This window comes from uncultured Paraglaciecola sp. (genome assembly GCF_913058035.1).
GTDB lineage: Bacteria > Pseudomonadota > Gammaproteobacteria > Enterobacterales > Alteromonadaceae > Paraglaciecola.
Genome location: NZ_CAJXPA010000082.1, coordinates 1 through 19,319 on the forward strand (window position 1 = coordinate 1; position 19,319 = coordinate 19,319).

At 38.9% G+C, this 19,319-nt stretch carries 18 protein-coding genes and 1 pseudogene; 6 read left to right on the top strand and 13 right to left on the bottom strand.

Features of this window, described 5'->3' with window-relative positions:
- Positions 1-246 precede the first annotated feature (246 nt).
- The 7 genes from QZ562_RS21280 to QZ562_RS11960 all read right to left on the bottom strand — a co-directional run bounded on the left by QZ562_RS21280 (position 247) and on the right by QZ562_RS11960 (position 7,074).
- Positions 247-1,302, bottom strand: coding sequence for a nuclease-related domain-containing protein (locus QZ562_RS21280; protein ID WP_363315355.1), 1,056 nt, complete (start codon positions 1,300-1,302; stop codon positions 247-249).
- Between the two features lie 339 nt (positions 1,303-1,641).
- A complete protein-coding gene (locus tag QZ562_RS11935) occupies positions 1,642-2,925 on the bottom strand; it encodes an ATP-binding protein (protein WP_293760207.1) in 1,284 nt (427 codons plus the stop codon).
- A gap of 3 nt (positions 2,926-2,928) precedes the next feature.
- A complete protein-coding gene (locus QZ562_RS11940) occupies positions 2,929-3,687 on the bottom strand; it encodes a response regulator transcription factor (RefSeq protein ID WP_293760209.1) in 759 nt (252 codons plus the stop codon).
- 230 nt (positions 3,688-3,917) lie between these two features.
- A complete protein-coding gene (locus tag QZ562_RS11945; protein WP_293760211.1) occupies positions 3,918-4,355 on the bottom strand; it encodes a hypothetical protein in 438 nt (145 codons plus the stop codon).
- Between the two features lie 178 nt (positions 4,356-4,533).
- Positions 4,534-5,700, bottom strand: coding sequence for a serine hydrolase domain-containing protein (locus QZ562_RS11950; RefSeq protein WP_293760213.1), 1,167 nt, complete (start codon positions 5,698-5,700; stop codon positions 4,534-4,536).
- Between the two features lie 146 nt (positions 5,701-5,846).
- Positions 5,847-6,269, bottom strand: a complete 423-nt coding sequence (locus QZ562_RS11955; RefSeq protein ID WP_293760216.1) for a DUF3019 domain-containing protein — start codon at positions 6,267-6,269, stop codon at positions 5,847-5,849.
- Entirely contained in the window at positions 6,259-7,074 is an 816-nt protein-coding gene (locus tag QZ562_RS11960) for a MipA/OmpV family protein (protein WP_293760218.1), read from the bottom strand. Before QZ562_RS11960 ends, QZ562_RS11955 begins: the two co-directional genes overlap by 11 nt.
- Positions 7,075-7,792: 718 nt before the next feature.
- On the opposite strand from QZ562_RS11960, the gene QZ562_RS11965 reads away from it, so the two are divergent.
- From QZ562_RS11965 to QZ562_RS11975, 3 genes are all read left to right on the top strand, one after another.
- Entirely contained in the window at positions 7,793-8,872 is a 1,080-nt protein-coding gene (locus QZ562_RS11965) for a DUF418 domain-containing protein (RefSeq protein WP_293760220.1), read from the top strand.
- A 111-nt stretch (positions 8,873-8,983) separates the two neighbouring features.
- Positions 8,984-9,214, top strand: coding sequence for a hypothetical protein (locus QZ562_RS11970; RefSeq protein WP_293760222.1), 231 nt, complete (start codon positions 8,984-8,986; stop codon positions 9,212-9,214).
- A gap of 1,016 nt (positions 9,215-10,230) precedes the next feature.
- Entirely contained in the window at positions 10,231-11,550 is a 1,320-nt protein-coding gene (locus QZ562_RS11975; RefSeq protein ID WP_293760224.1) for an AAA family ATPase, read from the top strand.
- Positions 11,551-11,603: 53 nt separating this feature from the next.
- Here the strand turns inward: QZ562_RS11975 and QZ562_RS11980 are convergent, their stop codons facing one another.
- The 5 genes and pseudogenes from QZ562_RS11980 to QZ562_RS12000 all read right to left on the bottom strand — a co-directional run bounded on the left by QZ562_RS11980 (position 11,604) and on the right by QZ562_RS12000 (position 13,240).
- On the bottom strand, positions 11,604-11,852 hold the full coding sequence (locus QZ562_RS11980; protein ID WP_293760226.1) for a DUF2293 domain-containing protein: 249 nt from the start codon (positions 11,850-11,852) through the stop codon (positions 11,604-11,606).
- 81 nt (positions 11,853-11,933) lie between these two features.
- On the bottom strand, positions 11,934-12,095 hold the full coding sequence (locus QZ562_RS11985; protein WP_293760228.1) for a hypothetical protein: 162 nt from the start codon (positions 12,093-12,095) through the stop codon (positions 11,934-11,936).
- Positions 12,074-12,247 carry a hypothetical protein gene (locus QZ562_RS11990; RefSeq protein ID WP_293760230.1) on the bottom strand — a complete coding sequence of 58 codons (174 nt, stop codon included), beginning with the start codon at positions 12,245-12,247 and terminating at the stop codon, positions 12,074-12,076. Before QZ562_RS11990 ends, QZ562_RS11985 begins: the two co-directional genes overlap by 22 nt.
- A 351-nt stretch (positions 12,248-12,598) precedes the next feature.
- Positions 12,599-12,754 (bottom strand): annotated as a pseudogene (locus QZ562_RS11995) (ribosome recycling factor family protein); the annotation flags it as partial.
- 291 nt (positions 12,755-13,045) lie between these two features.
- On the bottom strand, positions 13,046-13,240 hold the full coding sequence (locus QZ562_RS12000) for a hypothetical protein (protein ID WP_293760232.1): 195 nt from the start codon (positions 13,238-13,240) through the stop codon (positions 13,046-13,048).
- A 135-nt stretch (positions 13,241-13,375) separates the two neighbouring features.
- Here QZ562_RS12000 and QZ562_RS12005 point away from each other — a divergent pair, with 135 nt between their 5' ends.
- The 3 genes from QZ562_RS12005 (at position 13,376) to QZ562_RS12015 (ending at position 18,333) form a co-directional block, all read left to right on the top strand.
- Positions 13,376-13,831, top strand: a complete 456-nt coding sequence (locus QZ562_RS12005; RefSeq protein ID WP_293760234.1) for a hypothetical protein — start codon at positions 13,376-13,378, stop codon at positions 13,829-13,831.
- Positions 13,832-15,021: 1,190 nt separating this feature from the next.
- Positions 15,022-17,055 (top strand): CHASE3 domain-containing protein, encoded by a 2,034-nt coding sequence (locus QZ562_RS12010; RefSeq protein ID WP_293760236.1) that lies wholly within the window; start codon positions 15,022-15,024, stop codon positions 17,053-17,055.
- Positions 17,056-17,274: 219 nt separating this feature from the next.
- A complete protein-coding gene (locus QZ562_RS12015) occupies positions 17,275-18,333 on the top strand; it encodes a porin (protein ID WP_293760238.1) in 1,059 nt (352 codons plus the stop codon).
- 361 nt (positions 18,334-18,694) lie between these two features.
- On the opposite strand, the gene QZ562_RS12020 is transcribed toward QZ562_RS12015, so the two are convergent.
- Positions 18,695-19,303, bottom strand: a complete 609-nt coding sequence (locus tag QZ562_RS12020; RefSeq protein ID WP_293760242.1) for a PEP-CTERM sorting domain-containing protein — start codon at positions 19,301-19,303, stop codon at positions 18,695-18,697.
- Between the last annotated feature and the right edge of the window lie 16 nt (positions 19,304-19,319).

The following is a 19,319-nucleotide window of genomic DNA, read 5'->3' on the forward strand; positions in this document are numbered from 1 at the left end:
AACATTAAATTATCTTTTTCCAAATTAATTAATTGTATTAGGGGTGGCCTATTAAGTTGTTTATTAAGTTGAGCCTATTAAGTTGTTTATTAAGTTGCTGGTTAAGTGTTATTAATCAAGCAACTTGACCCTATTGGTTTAGCGGCGTGCAGCTATCTTTGCTTATTTTCTTTAAAATTGGAGTCAGAGTTAAATTAATTAAATTTACACTGTGCCTTTAAGGTCAAACTCTCGTCAGCAATGCTCTTAAATCAAATAATCTGAACGCAACGTTTTTTGTTTTACTTGATGAGTTATACGTTTGATTTGCTCTGGACTGAGTTGTTGACCAAGTAGCTTAGGGATTTGTGAACCAAGGGTTTTAGTTGCTACAACTGGTATTACTGGTTTCGAAGCTGTTTTTATAAACCAACCCGGTATGGTGACAACTGGGCACACGGCTATTTTCTCACCTGTGGCTTCACTTAACCAAGTGGTTGCCCATTTAGCTTGTCTAATTGCCTGCTCGATAATGCTAATGTCTGTGTAGTTGGGGAATTCAAGAATTTTACCTTTAACATTCACTACGTACTCTTGGGATTTACCCTCTTTAGTTTTAGAGTTGGTGGGCTTTCTTCTGCCTTTGGTTTCAATAGCAAAAACACCGTTGGGGCCGACAACCAGATGATCTATATTGAATTTGTCACATTGAATGTCATGAAATACTTTATAGCCTGTGGCTTCAATATCATATAATTCTGAAGAAACAAACCATTCTGCCTCCAAGCCAAGTCTCAGGTTATTTCTGTATTTTGTGGTTCTTATCGCTTTAACTAAAATGTAGATTATTGCTAATGCTAAAATGGGAATTATTAACCAAGAGATTTCTTTCTCGCTCCCCAAAAGCTTATTTGCTCCAACATAAATAAATGGATAATTAAAAAACATGGTTAGCATGATTAAGTAGCCAAAGAGGTCTGCTGACTTGTCATTAAAATCCGAAAGTACACTTTGCCCAGCGATTCTGCGACTGACACTTATATCAAAAGGTAAACGTTTATTACGCCCAACGGTGAATAAAACAAGTTTCATCACCAAAACAAAAACAATCATTGGAAGCAGGATAGCTATTGGTATAAGTAAACCGTCAAAAATACTCAAAGAGAGGTGGCCGAGTTTGTTGAATGGTTTGCTAATACTTGCGATGGTGTAATATTTTCCATAAATTTCCTTCCTTAAAAATATGGTTAGAATATTATCCGTTTGATGTTGTTTAGTAAAGCAGCGGGCGCAGAGCAGATGATGAAAGAATTCAAAATCCATACCCACCGAAAACGAATAGGTGGGATGAAGCAGGCCAAACGACTGCTATCGTAGGAATACCCAACAAACATTCAAACATCCCATTATTTTGTGCTTTTTTTAATTAACGCCAATTAACAAGACACCCATAATAGTGAGCCACCCCAAAAAATAGTTTTCGGGTTTATTACGATGAGTGTCTTTGTAATTTTTTTAGGTGTCTTTGTAATTTCTTTTCATAATAGTGAGCCCACCCAAAAAATAGTTTTCGGGTTTATTATGATGGGTGTCTTTATAATTTTTATCTTTATAATTTTTAATGGGTGTCTTTATAATTTCTTTTCGCAAAAGATTCGCTACCTAATGATTTGAAGGAAGCGTAATAGTGAATTTACTACCTGACAATTCAGTGGCATTAGAAATCACTAATTTTCCAATATGCCAATCTAATATTCTGGTTACGATAGCTAATCCAATTCCGTGTCCCTTTATGTTATTCATTCTATTTTCTGCTCTAAAGAAAGGTTTGATCACTTCCTTTCTGAGCGCTAATGGGATGCCGTCACCGTTATCTGAAATGTGAATGTTGGCGGTATTATTATGATAATCAAGCTCGATTAAGACTTTACCTCGTCCATAGTTAATCGCATTTTGTATAAGATTATTGACGACCATCTCGATATATTTTGAGTCAGCTAAAATACTGTTGTTATCATGCTTGTTCAAAAACTGTAGTGTTAAGTTATCGGATTGTTTACGGCTTATGCACTTGTGAATAAGCATCGCAAGATCTACTGGCTCTTTTTTGATTTTCAACATGTTTTGATCTAGACGAGCATAACGTAATAGTGTTTCAACCAAAGATGTCATTTCATCTACGTCGTCACTCAGTTGTTGTTCTAATTCGTTTCGTAAGGTTTTATCATGCACTTCTTGTATGGTGTCAATACCAAACCTTATTCTTGCTAATGGTGTGCGTAAGTCATGGGAAACCGCAGTGCTGAGCATTTTCACATCACTCACTAGACTATCTATTCGCTTAGCCATTTGATTAAACTCAAGCTCAATATCACGAATATAAGATATCGAACTCGGCGATATACGTTCATCTAACTTTCCTTCGCCAAATGATTTAGCGGCTAACCTAAGTGCCATAAGTTGTTTAACAAGTGGGTAAGCCCAAAGGAGAAAAATAGATATTAATATTAGATAAAATGCAGCCGTCCAAATGTATTGAGTTACAGAGTAGCTGTTTTTAGGGTTTAACATTGGGGTGCGTAAAATAAGTATTTGTTCTTTAGCGGGCAATAAATAATGGTAAGCCATATTGTCAATGGTCTCTAAAACTACAGGCTCTGCATTGTTCATTTGTTTAATTAAAGCGCGAGGTAAAGGTGAGTCTTTTACATCTTGCAATACCACTGAGTATTGCTTTGAATTCGGCCAATGTGACAAAAAAGCATTTCCATCGCTCGATTCATTCGCTGCCCGTGCTAAATCACTGCCCAGTTGTTTGGCTACATTAGCTGTGTTTGGATTTAATTCAGGAGAGGAAAACTGTTGATAAATGTTATCAAATAACCAGCCCAATCCGAGTGTTGATATTATGACAACGAGAATAAGTGAAAAGCTCAGTGTACGCATATTTTACCAAGCGTCCTTTACAAATAAATAGCCTTTTCCCCAAACCGTTTTAATTCGATAGGGCTGGTTGGGATTATCATTTAATTTTTTACGTAATTTTGAGACGCGTAAATCGACCGAGCGATCAAAACCATCGTATTCAAACCCCCTCAGTAAGATCATCAGCTCATCACGGGTGACCGTTTTACCGGCATGTTGCGCCAGTATCCAGAGTAAATCGAATTCATTGGTAGATATATTCACTGTTTTGTCATCAAGAATGACCGAGCGTGCTTGAGAGTCAATAATAAAACTGCCAAGGGTTAGTTTGATACTATCGTCATTATTAACGTTATCTTCTAATATAGGCTCTTGAAGCGTATCGGGTGATTGACGTTTTAAACATTTTTCTATCCTGGCTAAAAGTGCCCTTGCTCGCAAAGGTTTGGTTAAATAATCATCTGCGCCAGCATCTAAACCTAATACTTCATCTATTTCTTCATCTCTTGCCGTTACCATGATTATTGAGTTGGTAAAGGCAGGCCTTACGGCTTTGCATACATCGAAGCCATCTAAGCCTGGCAACATGCCATCTAGAACAACGATGTCGGGATTATGTTGCTTGATAAAATCAACCGCTAAATCGCCACGGGTTATTACCGACACAGTAAAGCCTTTTAACGCTAAGTATTTTTCCATCCATCGAGCTAAACTTATGTCATCTTCAACAATCAAAATATGTGCGATAGTTTTGTTCAGCTGGTCGCTGTGTTTTTCTGTCATTTTTTATTAGCCAAGTGAATTCGCTTTAAAGTGCGCTCAATACAATTGCATGAATAAGCTTATCAGAATCATTTTCGCATTATTTAGAACCGTAGAAAATAACCTAATCAGTTATGTTTTTTTGGCAATCAATAATATGTACCGATTACCACATAATCCCTTTCTAGCTGACTCTGGTTACTTAACGCAGTTAGTCAGCCAGTATAAAAATGTTATAGGTATTTATCTATTTATTCCGCATTACGCTTAATGCGTGCAATTGTAGTAATTGTTGTTTTCTCAGCTATAAAATCAACTTGCTCATTTAAAGAAAAATAGTCTATTGGCACGAATGTTTTGTAACGTTGACCTTCTGTCGATTGTACTTCTATTAAATCTACAAACTTACCATATTCTTTATTGGCAATAGCACTTCCGACGACTGCGCTTGCGAATTTCAAGCCTCTACTAGCGCCTAGGCCTTGAGCAATAAAATGCCCTATTAAAGAGCCTGTTGCACGCTTAGAAAAACTGGCATCTACTTGTTTTCTCTCAATGCTGACAATTTGGCCAGTATTTATCATTCCGTTTTTACCCGTTAACTCTGACACTTTCGCTGAATTAATACTCGAACATGCTGCCATTGCTAAAAAGCAGGTTACTATCGTTAATTTCTTAATTAAAATCATTTTTTTTCTCTCTTTATAGTAAAATATATTATATTAAAATTATTCTGCCTTTTAGTGACAAAATAGATAAAATTTTCTAAGTCTCGCAGCTGACTGAAGCTATAAATATCGAGCTTAGTCTTGCTAAAATATATATCACTCAGGGCCTCAACTGAGAACCCGGGTGATTGAATGGTGACTAAAGTTCGTTTGTCAGCACTGTTTGAATCAAACCATCAAAAGTTGTTGAACAAGTGTTTACGCCACCGTTACCACAATTAAAAAGCAGAACGATACTTGTATTTGTATCTTCGATGTATACGTTTTGCGCCATGTACCCAAACGTTAATCCAGCATGGGCGTAAACTCGATGACCATCGACTGTGGCTATATCAATACCCAGTCCTGATTTTTCATTAGCACCTTGTGTAATGAGGTTATCTTCGCCAAACAGAGTGTTTTTCACCGTTTCATTGGCAAAACTGTTATCTGTTATTAGCGCTTTAAGAAAGGTAGCCATGTCTTCAACACTTGAAACAACAGGTGAATCGGCCTGACTGGTATTAATTAACATCGGTCTTGTATCAATGACATCACCGTCATCAGTGGTCAAATAACCAGATATAAAATCACCTACGAAAGTTTCACTGCCTTTATAATAGGTGGCTGTCATACCTAGCGGGTCAAAAAAACGATTTCGCATGGCAACAGAATGATGTTCACCCAACACTTCATCCATAATAAGCCCTGCCAACGAATAACCCGAATTCGAATATTGATGACCTTCGCCAGGTAAAAAATAGCCAGGATGGTCAAATATTAATTCGATAAAGTCGATATCAGTTTTAAGCACCTCAGGCGCATCAAGTAATAAGTCGATATACGCATCACCATCGTCAATTTCGTCGTAATTAAATACGCCACTAGTATGGTTTAATAGTTGACGAAAGGTTATCTGATGACTGTTAGCAATGCGCGATAATATATTTTCGCTGAGCCAGGTATCCAATGTGTCATCCAGATTGAGTTGCCCTTCATCGGCTAACTGTGCAGCGAGCAGGGCGATCATTTTTTTACCGACACTGGCTGTGGGGATAGTATCGCCAACTTGCATGGCCTGCTGTGTTTGCACATTAGAAACGCCCGCGCTGCCTATAAAACGAGTTTGTGGTGTTTCTACTAGCAGGATAATGCCCGGTATATCGGTCGATATAAGATCGTCGATCACATCCTGATAATTAACAACTACTGGCGGTGGTATGGGTGGCAGTGGGTCAGGTATGACTTTTGAGCTTTTTCCGCAAGCAGTTAGTTGCAATATCATTGCGCAGGCTAATAATAATTTGAATGAGTGAGTTATAGCCATGTGTTGATGCCTTTATTATGTATATCTAAAAATCTGCATACATAATAAAGAACTGAAGAAAACAATAGCGTACAAAATTATTTAAAAGTGTAGCGTTTTGTAGCTTGGTTATTTGCAGCTTAAAAACGATGTGTGAAAGGTGTTTTCTAGAACACACGCCACGATGAGTGAGACAAACGTTGCGTTGTGTGTACCCAAGCCAATTCCAATACTGAACTAATAATAGATACATTATTATTTTGTGACTTTAAGGTAAAAGTCACATTTTGAGTAACGAAAATATCTGCTTGAAAATTTCCTATATGGCTATTTGACCAACATTTAAGTGGGGTGCTTGCTTGTGTTGAGTAAAGGCAATAGTCACCTTTTTTGACAACCTGCCAACTAACATCGACATTAACAAAACAATCTTGCCCTTGACGCATTGAAACACATTGTGTGGGTTTTATGGCTAATTTAGGTAAAGTAGTTACCTCATCAGCAGATGCGCTGATGCTGATAAGTAGTAATGATAGTAAAAAGGTGCCACTATTTAGGTTGCTCGTATTTGAGGTTTGCTTAGAATACATATTTCACCAATATTCCTGCTTCAGTAATAGAATTTCCATCAACTAGCGGACTATCTGAAATTCCCCTTGGCAAAAGTGTTCCTCTCATAAAACCCTCAAACACCCAGTCTTTACTTATTGGATAATCAAAGCCGACCTGACCAGTATATTCATAGCCTGATTTACCCTTGTATAAAGGTAAACCCTCAACTTCGTTTATCGAATAAAAGAAATTAACCACATCTTCGTTACGATACTCGATACCTGCACTGGTATAAAAATTCCAGTTGTAGAATTGGTAGTTTTGACTTAGCCAAGCTGATGCATAAAGTCCATCACCTCCGCTAGCAGCAGCAGCAATCAATTTAAGATGAGTGTTATTAAAATCACCTAAAACACGTAAGCCTAATTTTGAATGACTTACTCTTGTACTTACATCTTGGGATATTGGTAGTCGGTGCTCTAATTGAGGATGATTCATCGCAACCTGGAGATCATATGACCAGTTCTGAGTATTAAGAAAGTTATATCCAAATGATATGATTGTTGATTGTTGTTTAGATGTGCCACGCGGGAGTTCTATAAATAATCCATATTTTTGATATCTACCATTAGCGAATAAAGCTAAACCAGAGCCATTTGAATCATCATCAAATAAAAACGGATCTGATTTATAACGATAACCTAAGCCGATATCAAAGTATGCGCCGTCTCTAATATTCTTTGTATTACTGCTATTAGCTTCCCCAGCTGCGACTGAATGAGAAGCATTGAATATACTGATAACAAACAGTGACATTAATAATAATCTAATTAAAACTTTCACAAATTTTTTTCCAATAATATTTTTTAAAGTAAAGCGAGAATATAGTAACAGTATAAAAATGACGTAGATCAGTGTACTAAAGTGTAGATAAATGTACGCCTGATATTAATCTATGCCTGATATTAATGTACGCCTGATATTAATGTACAAACGGTTTTCATGATGCCACTTAAGACCAATAATAAGCATAGCCTTACTCTTTCATATCGAATATCAATCAGCGACAAGGTAATAACGTTTTGTTGTTTTAAATAGCGTTTATAGGTCAAACAGAAAATTATTAATAACGGGTCTACGTTAAATAGCTGTTTACCAGAGTCTTGAAAGTGACTATTGTCATGCTTAAATACATTGTTTTACCTATGGTTCATGAAGTGCTGCTTAACTAAGATTAACATGGCTAAATACCAGACTGATAAAATTCCAATTTCTGATTACTAACAGTCATTAGCTATCTCACACCAAAGGCCTAAATTTCTCGTTACAGGTGGAACTGTAAACCCAATTAACTGTCTGTTAACTTAACTCGATGTAGCATGTTTGCACTAACGTTATCTCTTACCGGGTAATTTCAATCTGCCCATAAATTATGGTTGACGGTTATCCGAGCGTAAGTCGAGAAGAATGAAAAATACAGTTGGCCATTCTTTATCTTCTCACAAGGTCATTCGGTTTTTTATTACCCTGTTAGTAGGGATCATGTTTAAGAGGTATTTAGATGAAGCAAAGGGTTACAGGATATGATCTCGCAAGAGCTTTAGCGCTATTTGGCATGGTTATTGTTAACTTTAAAGTCGCAATGAGTGCTGAAACGGGTCATCTATTTCTGATGAACTTTGCAACGCTGCTTGAAGGGCGTGCATCTGCTTTGTTTGTGATGCTAGCAGGTGTGGGTATAACCTTTTTAACCGCTAAAGCAATAAATTCTGCTGATAATACGTTGGTATTAAAAACCCGAATTTCCGTGATAAAACGTGGTTTATTACTGGTGGTCATTGGCCTTCTATTTACGCCAATTTGGGAAGCCGACATTCTTCATTTCTACGGTTTCTATTTCCTATTTGCCGCTGCTATATTTATGTTTCGAGAGAAGTCCTTATTGTGGATAACGATGATCATCGTGATGATTTTTCCAGTGTTGATGCTGCTGTTTAATTTCGAACAGAACTGGGATTGGGAAACATTAACGTATAATAATTTTTGGTCGGTTGATGGAATGATACGGCATATATTTTTTAACGGTTTTCATCCAGTCTTTCCATGGGCCGCTTTTTTGACTTTTGGTATGTGGCTGGGCAGGCAAGACCTTTCCGTAAATTTAGTAAGAAAAAAATTGTTTGTAGGGGCTCTGATGACTTTAGTTATCACTGAATGTAGTTTTTATTATTTAAGAAACATGCTCAACGACGCAGGCGGATCAGCAATGACGTCTGAAGAAATCATATTTCTGTTTTCCACGTCTATTATTCCTCCCTTACCCCAGTACATAGTGTCTGCGGGCAGTTCTGCCGTTTTAGTGTTAATAGCGTGTCTATATTTATCAGAACGATTCTCTGAAACAAAGATCACCCAGTATCTTTATCAAACAGGGCAACTATCTCTTACCTTATATATTGCGCATATCATTGTAGGCATGGGCTTCCTTGAGTCTATTGGACGATTAGAAAACCAAAGTATAGATTTCTCCTTACTTAGCGCGTTGATATTTTGTGCAAGTGGTGTCGCTTTCAGTGTTGTTTGGCTTAAATTTTTTGACGTTGGCCCATTAGAATGGGCCTTTCGAAAAGTGGCGAAATAACAGCGCCACCAAGCTTAATCAGCAATGTAATCGCAACAACAAAAAACATTATAATTTAGCCAGTACCTATTCTGCGTGAGTAGGAGCAATACGATAAAACCGGAAGACATCATGTTTGGGCCATCTATTTTTGCTGCAATACTTATTGCCGCCACACCAATCCAAGCACTAGCAGCACCGGGTAAAGTACACCCAACATTTAATTATGATATTTTTTTGCAAGGCGAAGATGTCGGAGACATGCTGCTTCAGATCATAAAAAAACCACAAGGTGGATATCAAATTTTAGAGAGCACCACGATCCAAAAAAGCAGTGACTGGGATGAAATAAACCTCCGCTAAACAACAAATGAAATGTATTCCCTTGAAAACAATCTCATTAGCGCAGATAGAAAGACCATCGATCAAACAAAAGCCTATTGGTCAAAAATCGATAGCTTGGGTACCGATCTTTGGATGAGTTTTTCAGAAATAAAAGATTTAGCGAACAATTAACGGGACACCCATCATAAAAAATTAACGGGACACCCATCATAGTGTTAACAAGACAGCCATTGTATTGTTACTGATTGTCGGCAAAGCTGACGCGTTCGTTTTTTCATTTTCCCTCGCATGAATGTTCGCCGATTATTTTTGATATTTAGCAGGGTGAAACTGGATTCCTTGGAAGCACTGCTTCGACCAGTTGAACAACTCGACAAGCCGACGCCGCGCGGGACGTCGAGTTTGTTACGCGGTAACCGAGTGCATATCATCATGGACGTGTGAGTGACTAACTTGAAGTGTTTACATAAGGCAGATAATAGCGGTACATCCATATAAATTGACCTGCTAAATATCAAAAATAATTGGATGAAGAACAGAGTTGGCGAGCGGCTTCTTTTTATGAAATACGTCCTGTATTTCACCCTTCGGGCCATCCAGAAGAATTTGTGGTTACTTTATTCTTAGCTGCAGACTAAATTTAAGGATAAATGTAGAACGTACGCAGTGCGGCCCGAAGGGGGAATTACATGGATGTAATTCATAACATAAAGTGACTGGCTCGAAAGGATTCAAGTCAAAAACCATCAAGGATGATGGCGCGAAGCGTGCTTTTCGTTTTTAATAATATGAAATCTGTGGGAACAGTGTCCTTAAAACAATTTTATTGCCTATGCAAAGCTTTATAAAGTCGGCAAACCATAAAATCGACATCATCTCCACTGTGGTACTTCGCTAGAATTTGTTCGGATTGACGCACTATCTCTCGCAACACTTTTATGCGCGTAAAAATGTAATTAAATCACACTTTATTGCGCATAAAATAGTTTTGGAATATAATCGATAATCCAATACATTTGCTTGATGGGTATCTAGTGGAACGATTACTACTTGAAAAACTAATTGCCTGGAAGAATCAAACACAGCGTAAGCCTATTCTTCTTGATGGCGCGCGCCAAACGGGTAAGTCATTTCTGTTAGAAACGTTATTTGGGGTGCACTTCGAGCAAGTTATCCGCTTAGATTTTTTAGAGCAACCTGCATTAGCTAACCTATTTGCGGATTCATTAAATCCACAAGATATACTCGACAACATAGAGCTTGAGCTGAATGTCAGCATTAAGCGAGACAAGGCGCTGATTATTTTCGATGAAATTGGGGAGTGCCAAGCTGCTATCAACTCGTTAAAGTTTTTTTCTGAAAAATGTGCTGATATGTATGTTTGCGCATCAGGCTCTAACATTGGCCTATTAGGCTCATTTCCCGTTGGAAAAGTTGACCTACTTGAGCTTTATCCGCTCACGTTCGAAGAGTTTCTATTAGCGTCAAAACAAGCACCGCTTATCAAAGCATTCGAACAGAGTAAAATGACAACAGTTGCTCATGATAAGTTGTTTAGTCTATTACTTGATTATTATTATGTCGGCGGAATGCCTGAAGCTGTGAATGCATGGTTTGAGACACAAAACACCACAGGTATTTTAGAAAGAACTCAGCAGGTTAATCAAATTCATACTGCTTTGATTGCTGGTTATGAGCGAGATTTTGGTAAGTACTCAGACAAAGTATCGGCACAACATATTCAAGCCATATTTCATAACATTCCTATTCAGCTGTCACAAAACATTGATGATTCGGTTAAGCGCTTTAAATTCAAAGATGTTATTCAGAAAAAAACGAGATATCAGCAGCTAGTAGGGCCAATTAATTGGTTAGATAAATGTAAATTATTGTCTAAATGCCAACCTATCGATTGCCAACCTAGCTCACCATTGCCAGCATTAGCAAAGGAAAATATATTTAAGCTATTTTTATTTGATATAGGCTTGTTGGGAAACATGCTCGGGCTTTCATATAAAGAGCACAGAGATCAGGGCTTCAATTACAAAGGATACATTGCTGAAAATTTTGTTCAAAATGAGCTTGTGGCAAAATATGGTAATCCAACCTATTCATGGGAATATGCTCGAAGTGAAATTGAGTTTTTATATAAGCATGATTCTGGAAGCATTTTTCCAATAGAAGTGAAAAGTGGTAAACGAACTAGAGCTAAGTCTCTTGATGTTTATGTTCAGCGTTATCAACCTGAAAAGACAATAAAATTAATTGGTTCACAAGGCTCAATAGAAAATCCTGATGCTTTAGTGCTACCACTGTATTATGCATGTAAGATTGAGCAGTTTGTAGATTGCTAGGCACACACCTTGAAATCATTTTATGCATACAAAGCCCTATAAAGCGGGCAAACCTAATAATCGACATCATCTCCACTGCGGTACTTTGCTAGAATTCGTTCAGACTGACGTGCTATCTGTCGCCTCAGTTCGCGCCTTGCGCTCTTAACACGAGCAACAGATGTTGAATCATAAGCACCGGCTTGATGTCGCATCCAGGCCATGACTGCCAAGGCCGCCTTATCATCCAAGGTTACTGATGAGCTACGCGCTACTGTACCGCTTCCAATGGGCACCGCGTGTCCTTTTATCAACTTTGACAATTGCTCAACCAAAAGGTGATACCTTTGGTCGAAGTTGAGAAATTGAATGATCGTTTGTTGAAAGTCTTCGCCGAAGACCGTTTACTTTGCTTCGCGGTGAACTTTGACCTGAGCTAATTTCTTTTGATGTTTGGGATCGGCTCTTTGAGCTTCGACAAGTGTTATCGCTTCTTCGATCTGTTTTTTTGCAGCCCAAACGCTGTGTGAAGATGCCTTGCGCCCTATTTTTCCTGAACTGTCCAAGTGGGCCCTAGGGATTTTACCTTGCGTGTAACCGAGGCATCTCCGGCAGGTAAATTTTCCCAACCTGTTGGCACTGTAAAAACTTTACCGGTTTTATCTTTAAGGCTACGATCGGACTTCGTGATTAAAAAACTGCGGGTTTCTGTCGGCATTGATTACTTCCATTGGGTTTTCGATTCAATTCTTAGTTTCAATAGTCTCATTGATTAATTGCCACCAAAAATAGCCACATCAGGCTCTTTTTCTAGAGACCTGAAGATAACTGATTTTATGAAATACTTTATTACGCAATGTACTGGGTATTTGAAATCAGCGAAATATAAAAGGGGGCAGATCAAAATTAAACCATTAACCAGACAACTATAATAACGAGCAGCCCAAAAAATAGATTTTCGATTTATTGCGACGGGCATCTTTATAATTTTAATGTACCCAAATAAATAAAGGCCGTTAATGATGCGATTTGTCATAACACTGTTATCACTTAGAAGATAGATGCATCATTACCAGCCTTCAGCCTCAAAGCGAGCAACTCTTGCCTCTGCCTCGATGTAATGGGTAAGTAATACCAATTTTGATAACGTGATACTTGGGATTTGCGTGATCAATCGAATCAACTTTGCTTCTAACGTTTCTAATTTATCAGCATGTCCCAAGACCTGCGGGATCAGGTTCGTTGAAACTAGTTGATCTGAACAAATAGAGTTATCAAGCCATCATTACAAGAAGGCGGTAGAAAGTCTAAGGTGTTTAACTTATCAAAAATCAAAAAGTTGTTATTTTTTACGAACCTGGCCCCGCAGGTTCAGTATCCGGAGTGGCGCTAAGCCAAGACCAGTGAAACTTAAAGCAAGAACACACTTAGATAAATAAAATGATTGTGAATAAATCTTTGTTTTGTAGATTTGAAGGTAAGTGCTTGGAGTAAAGTTGTCATGTCTGATTAAAAATTAATAGTACTTTGACAATTTTGCAGACATACCAATCAGCTTAACTAATACCACTACGGTAACTAAAAATAATAAGTCAAAAATAATATAGACCAGAATTTCGTTAGTCCAGTTTTTACCTTCAGTTTGAGCAAAACATACGTTAGATAATGTAAATAAATATAACATTGTCCACGTTTTAATTAAGCCACTCATTTGATACGCCTACTTCTCAGTTGATAGATTAAAAATACACAATTAAATACTCAATTGCAAATGATAATCATTATTATTTGCAATTGTAAGCTGTTTTGTTTATCTTTAATTTATTCTCAAATTTAAGGAATCTTTATGGCTCTTACCTTTCTTTGCCCGGTCCATCGCGATTGGGTTTATTTTCATCCTAAAGATGCACTAGTTCAACTGGAAGAAACACAGCAGCAAGGGGAATTTTTTATGCAAAAACAACAATGGCAAGAAGCTATGCCATTTCTTGGTTGTGCATTTGAAACGACAGAAATATTGATAGAATTACAGGGTAATGGAAAATCATTTTTGTTATCTAGGTTAACGACTTTAGCCATATTACTTGCCACCAATTTCGCTAATTTAAATGCAATGAATTATGCACAGCTGATACTCAAACAAGCTCAAGAAAAACTGCAGATGGTAGCAGACAATTCTTTAGATAATCAGCCTAAGCAAGACCACATTGAACAATGTTTAGTGGCAGTCAAAAGCCGTCTAGAGCAATTCGTATTTATGCATCCATTGGCTCAAAACATGTCGAGATCTGAATTACATTGACGCTCATGTTTATATGACCTTTTAATTAACAAGACAGCCATCATAGTGTTACTGATTGTCGGCAAAGCTGACGCGCTCGTTTTTTCATTTACCCTCGCATGTATGTTCGCCGATTATTTTTGATATTTAGCAGGGTGAAACTGGATTTCTTAGAAGCACTGCTTCGCCCAGTTGAACAACTCGACAAGCCGACGCCGCGCGGGACGTCGAGTTTGTTACGCGGTAACCGAGTGCATATCGTCATGGACGTGTGAGTGACTAACTTGAAGTGTTTACATAAGGCAGATAATAGCGGTACATCCATATAAATTGACTGGCTCGAAAGGATTCAAGTCAAAAACCATCAAGGATGATGGCGAGAAGCGGGCTTTTAATTTGTTATACAGAGTAAACCTGCGGGGGCAGGCTTTGAGGTATCCCCACGAATAATTCATATAAATCAGTAAGATAAGTAAAAAATAAAAAAGGAAGGGAACATTCACGGTATTGGGTGATCCCTCAGAACCTGCCCCCACAGGTTTGGGGAATAAATTTGAATAGCTTTAGCTGGCTTCGAAGAAGTGAATAGCAGCGATGTTATTCATATAATTAGGTGCATCAATCAAATTCACTTGGTTTTTCGAGACCAAGGCATAACCCACTACCTGACTAAAAAAACGATTAAATTAAGCTTAGTTCGGCTTTAAAACAGTCAAGATGGAGTGGGTGTCTAGTTTAACTAACTAGTTTAACTACAATTTTACTCTGTCTAATTTCCCGGCCAACGAGCGGCACTTATGTAAGACTAAAGTCTAATTTCGCCACTAATTTTAATTCGTTAGGCTATTTTAAAATTAATTGTCCTTGAATGTGAGCCAACATCAATATAAAAACAGCCGTTTTCGCATCTATGCTCACACTATTTACATCCAATTTGTTTGCCAACAATAAAACTAACAAATCCAGTTATCTAAAGCAGGTCAGGAAATTCTTGACAGGGTCAACACAGGTAATTTTGACGCTATCGCATAGAATAAAAACTCGTCAGAAGTAAAATAAAACTCAGTATACATCATCAGGTTTTCGGATAACCCTAGGTTTTTCAAGGAATAATAAAGGGGGTACCTGTAGTAACGGAAAATAAAAACATGTCGATGCCACTCAGAGTTTTGCGATATCTGGATACATCAGCATCATGAAGGAAGTAATAAGTGAATTTTTTGAGAAATATGAAGCTAGGCAAAAAAATATATGCGGGTTATATCATAATATTGATTTTGATGACGAGCGTATCAGTTGTTGTGTACTCAAGTATCACCTCGATAATTGACGCCTCTAAATGGGTTAATCACACATATGTGGTTATCCGTACTGGCGAAGATGTGGCAGGTGCAATGGTGGACATGGAGACCGGTCAGCGAGGTTTCATGGTGACCGGAATAGACGAATATCTGGAACCATACAACGACGGTATTGTACGTTTCGATAGGCTAATCAAAAAAGGAAAGGAGCTGACTAGCGATAACACGGCTCAAGTTGAGCGGTGGAGGAAAGTGGCAGAATTAAAAACCGAATGGGTGCAAGAGGTGGCACAAACTGAAATTAAAGCCAGGCGACAAGTAACATTGGGTGCAAGTGCCACAGCTAATTTTAAAACGATATCAGCACGCACAGTGGGTAAAGATATTTTTGATGGTATCCGTGGGGTTTTGGCTAATTTAGAAGCTAAATTTCTACAAGCTAGTAGTACTCAAGGCGCCCACTTTATCACCTTACTAACTCTGGATTTAGTCAATATGGAAACCGGTCAACGCGGTTTTCTTCTCACCGGAAAAGAAGAGTCATTAGAACCTTATAACGGTGGACAGATAAGCTTCCAGCAAAATATCGAAAAGTTGGGCTCAGTAATGAAAGGCACGACGGTCACCCGCGAAGAAACAATAGAATTACAATCCAGAGTCAACGATTGGCTCAGCCAAGCGGCGCAACCGGAAATAGACGCACGACGCGAAATGAACCGCTTCTCTACAAGCATCGACGATATTGCCATCATGATGGAACAAGGCAAAGGCAAATTGTTAATGGATACCATCCGCGCGCGAATAAGAGAAATCGTTGCAGAGGAAGAAAAGCTAATTATCGTCAGAGGAGACCAACAAACAGCGTCATCGGCCATTGGCATAGGCGTAACCATTATTGGAACACTAATCGCCATCGCTATAAGTAGCACTATTGCATTTTTCATTGTGCGCGGGATTATGCAGCCAATCAATGCAACCAATACCATTTTGAAAAATATTACCGAACAAGGCGATTTAACTAAGCGAGTAGCGATTACCTCAGGGGATGAAATAGGCGAGATGGGTGAATATTTCAATGCTTTCGTGTCTAAGCTGCAAGGTATAATCAGGGAAATTGTTGAATCTGCGACTCAGCTTTCGGTGGCGGCAGAGCAAATGTCTAAGGTAGCTGCGGACACCAATGAAGGACTCAACAGGCAAAATAGCGAAACAGTGCAAGTGGCGACGGCAATGACCGAGATGGCTGCCACAGTAGATGAGATCGCACGTAATTCACAGAATGGATCTGATGCAGCAAGTAGCTCAGACAGGGAAGCAAAATCAGGCAATCAGGCAGTATCAATAACCATCAAGACCATCAATGAATTGGCAGGGGATGTTGAGAATTCGGCCATGATATTAGAAAATTTGAAGGGTGATTCAGAAAATATAAGCGCAGTATTAGACGTAATAAAAAATATTGCCGATCAAACCAATTTACTCGCCCTTAATGCGGCAATTGAAGCGGCCAGAGCGGGTGAACAAGGACGCGGCTTCGCAGTTGTGGCCGATGAAGTGCGCACACTTGCTCAGCGTACACAAAATTCAACCAGTGAGATTGAAAACCTTATCTCAGCATTGCAAAAAGGAGCCGAATCGGCTGTTAATGCAATGGAACAAAATAGAACTAAGGCTGCAGAAACTGTAGAGCAAGCAGCCCAAGCCGGCGAATTTCTGGAATCTATTACTCAAGGGGTTTCAACCATTCTGGATATGAACAGCCAAATCGCAGTTTCGTCGGAAGAGCAAGCTGCGGTTGCGCAAGAGATTAATAGAAGCATTGTCAGTATCCAGAGCATTTCTGACGAAACCTCGGTCGGGGCAACACAGACTTCAGAATCCAGCAAAGAGGTGACAATATTAGGTACTCGTTTGCGCAATTTGGTGGAGCAGTTTCGAGTATAAATAAACGTCTCTCGGTATTGGTGTGTAATCGATGTGAAGCTATTAAGGCAGTGGCTACAATGCTGAAGCCTTTATTCATTATCGTTTAGCTGCAAAGTAAGCAACACCCGTCACTGTAGTCTGGGTCATCAATAATTACGCTTTCAAAAAATCGTGGTGGCATTTGCTTCTTGCCAATATTGTAAAAATAGGTTCAAAAAAATTTAGGAAACAAATCACATGTTTAGATTAACTACGCGTTCCATGCTTGTCATGGTTCCATTTATCACTTTGAGTTACGTCGTGAATGCCAATAATTTTATGATTTACGGTCAAGGACATTTATCTGCTGATAGCGTTGATGATGGGGAGGTTTCCAGCGAATTTGTCACCAGTAGCTCGTCTCGCCTTGGCTTCAACGGTGATTACCAAATCACTGATAAATTAAAAGTGATTTTTCAATATGAAACAGGGGTAGACCTGACTGCGCAAGGGGGAAACGATGGCAACGGAGGCGCAGAATCATCAGGGCAAATATTCACCAAAGGACGTCCAAGTTATGTTGGGCTAAGCGGTGAGTTTGGCAAAATATTAATCGGCCATATGCCGGCACTTGATCAATGGGCAAACGATTATAATCTGTTTGCCGATCAGGTAGGCGATTTGGGTAATCTGTGGGAAGGCTCAGGCATTCCAGGACGCTTAGACAATGTAATTTATTATGAGTCGCCCGATATTAACGGTGCATCTGTTGCCGTCACTTATGTGCCCGAAGAGGGAAAAGACAATACTGATAATTTAATTGTCAAAGGAAACTACCACATTTCCGGGCTGAAAATTGGAGCGGTATTTGCCAGCATTGGCCAAGGCACTGCGTCCTTAGACGATCACACTGCCTTAGCTCTCACGATTGGATACGACTTCGGTCGTTTTAGTTTGGGCGGTGGGGTCCAACATGAAAGTGACATTCGAGGTCTTGCAGGTGATGATCGCAGCAGTTATAGCTTGGGCGGTAGCGCCAAGCTTGGTGACAAAGGCACGATTAAATCCCAATTCGCAGTAAGCAGTGGAGAAGGTGAAAATAGCGATGCAAGACAATTTGCCATTGGATATGACTACGCCTTAGATGAAGATACTACGCTATATATTGCGTACGCCAGAACCAGCAATGACAGCAACGTTAATTTCAGCTCGAACGGTAAGGGACACGGTGACAAGATTGTTCCCGCCTTTGGAAACGACCCAAGTGCTATATCTTTAGGGATTGTGGCTAAATTTGATCTGAGTTTCCCGCTGTAAACTGACTCCCCACAGGTTATTTTTGTCTGTAAAGAAAAGGGTGAAATGGGTTGCTTTTTTACCCTAGTATTCTGGCTAGTTGTTTTTATAGTTTTATTAAATGGCTATTTTTTAGCGAGCTAGTCTGGATTTTTTAAAGTCATACGCTATGTTTAAGTAGTTAAGATAGTTGATACCTGATGTCATAAATAGTTGATTCCTGATGTAATAAATAGTGTGTTGGGTGTTTCATCGCCGCCCAAACCACCTGCTGGCAGCATTCCTATATAGTCGGGTAACAAGCCCCGTCCAAATCTAAATAGCACGCAAAAAAAAAGCACCTACCAAATGGCAGATGCTTATTGAATGATTGTTAACTAAATTAAGATTGCTTCTTAAAACGACGTGACGCCAAACCAATCATGCCTAATGCGAAGATGGCTAGGGTAGAAGGCTCTGGGACATCATTTGAAGAATCGTCGGTTGTTGTTAAACGAAAATCATCAAAAACCCAAGCTCCTCCAGAGTCAACAGTGTCTTCTGTTTGAAGGCGGACACCAAAACTCGACCAACTGTTACTAATAGCATTGTTAAAAGCTGGGAGAACATCAAAACTTAATACATCACCAAAATTCAGTCCAAAAGTACTAAATGAACCAATAGTTGAAGTTACTACGGCTTGATAATCATTAAGCTCTTCTAGGTTATTTCCCTCATAAACAAGAACATCGATTGTCCCAGTAAAAGGAAAGTCATTTGTATCAGCAAACAAACCATAAGAAAAAACATCAAATGTAACGAAGGCAGATGATGCAGCTAACTGACCGGCCATATCATACTCCGATAAACCTCTAACCTCTTCAGTGTCATAATTTCCAATTTCAGCCTTACCTGATGGGTTGCCATAATCTCCGCCAGTACTAGAATGAAAATGGCTTCCTGACGACTGATCGCTGTCTGAAGCGACTGAAAATGTGAAGCCATTTGTAATTAACCCTGCGTTAGCA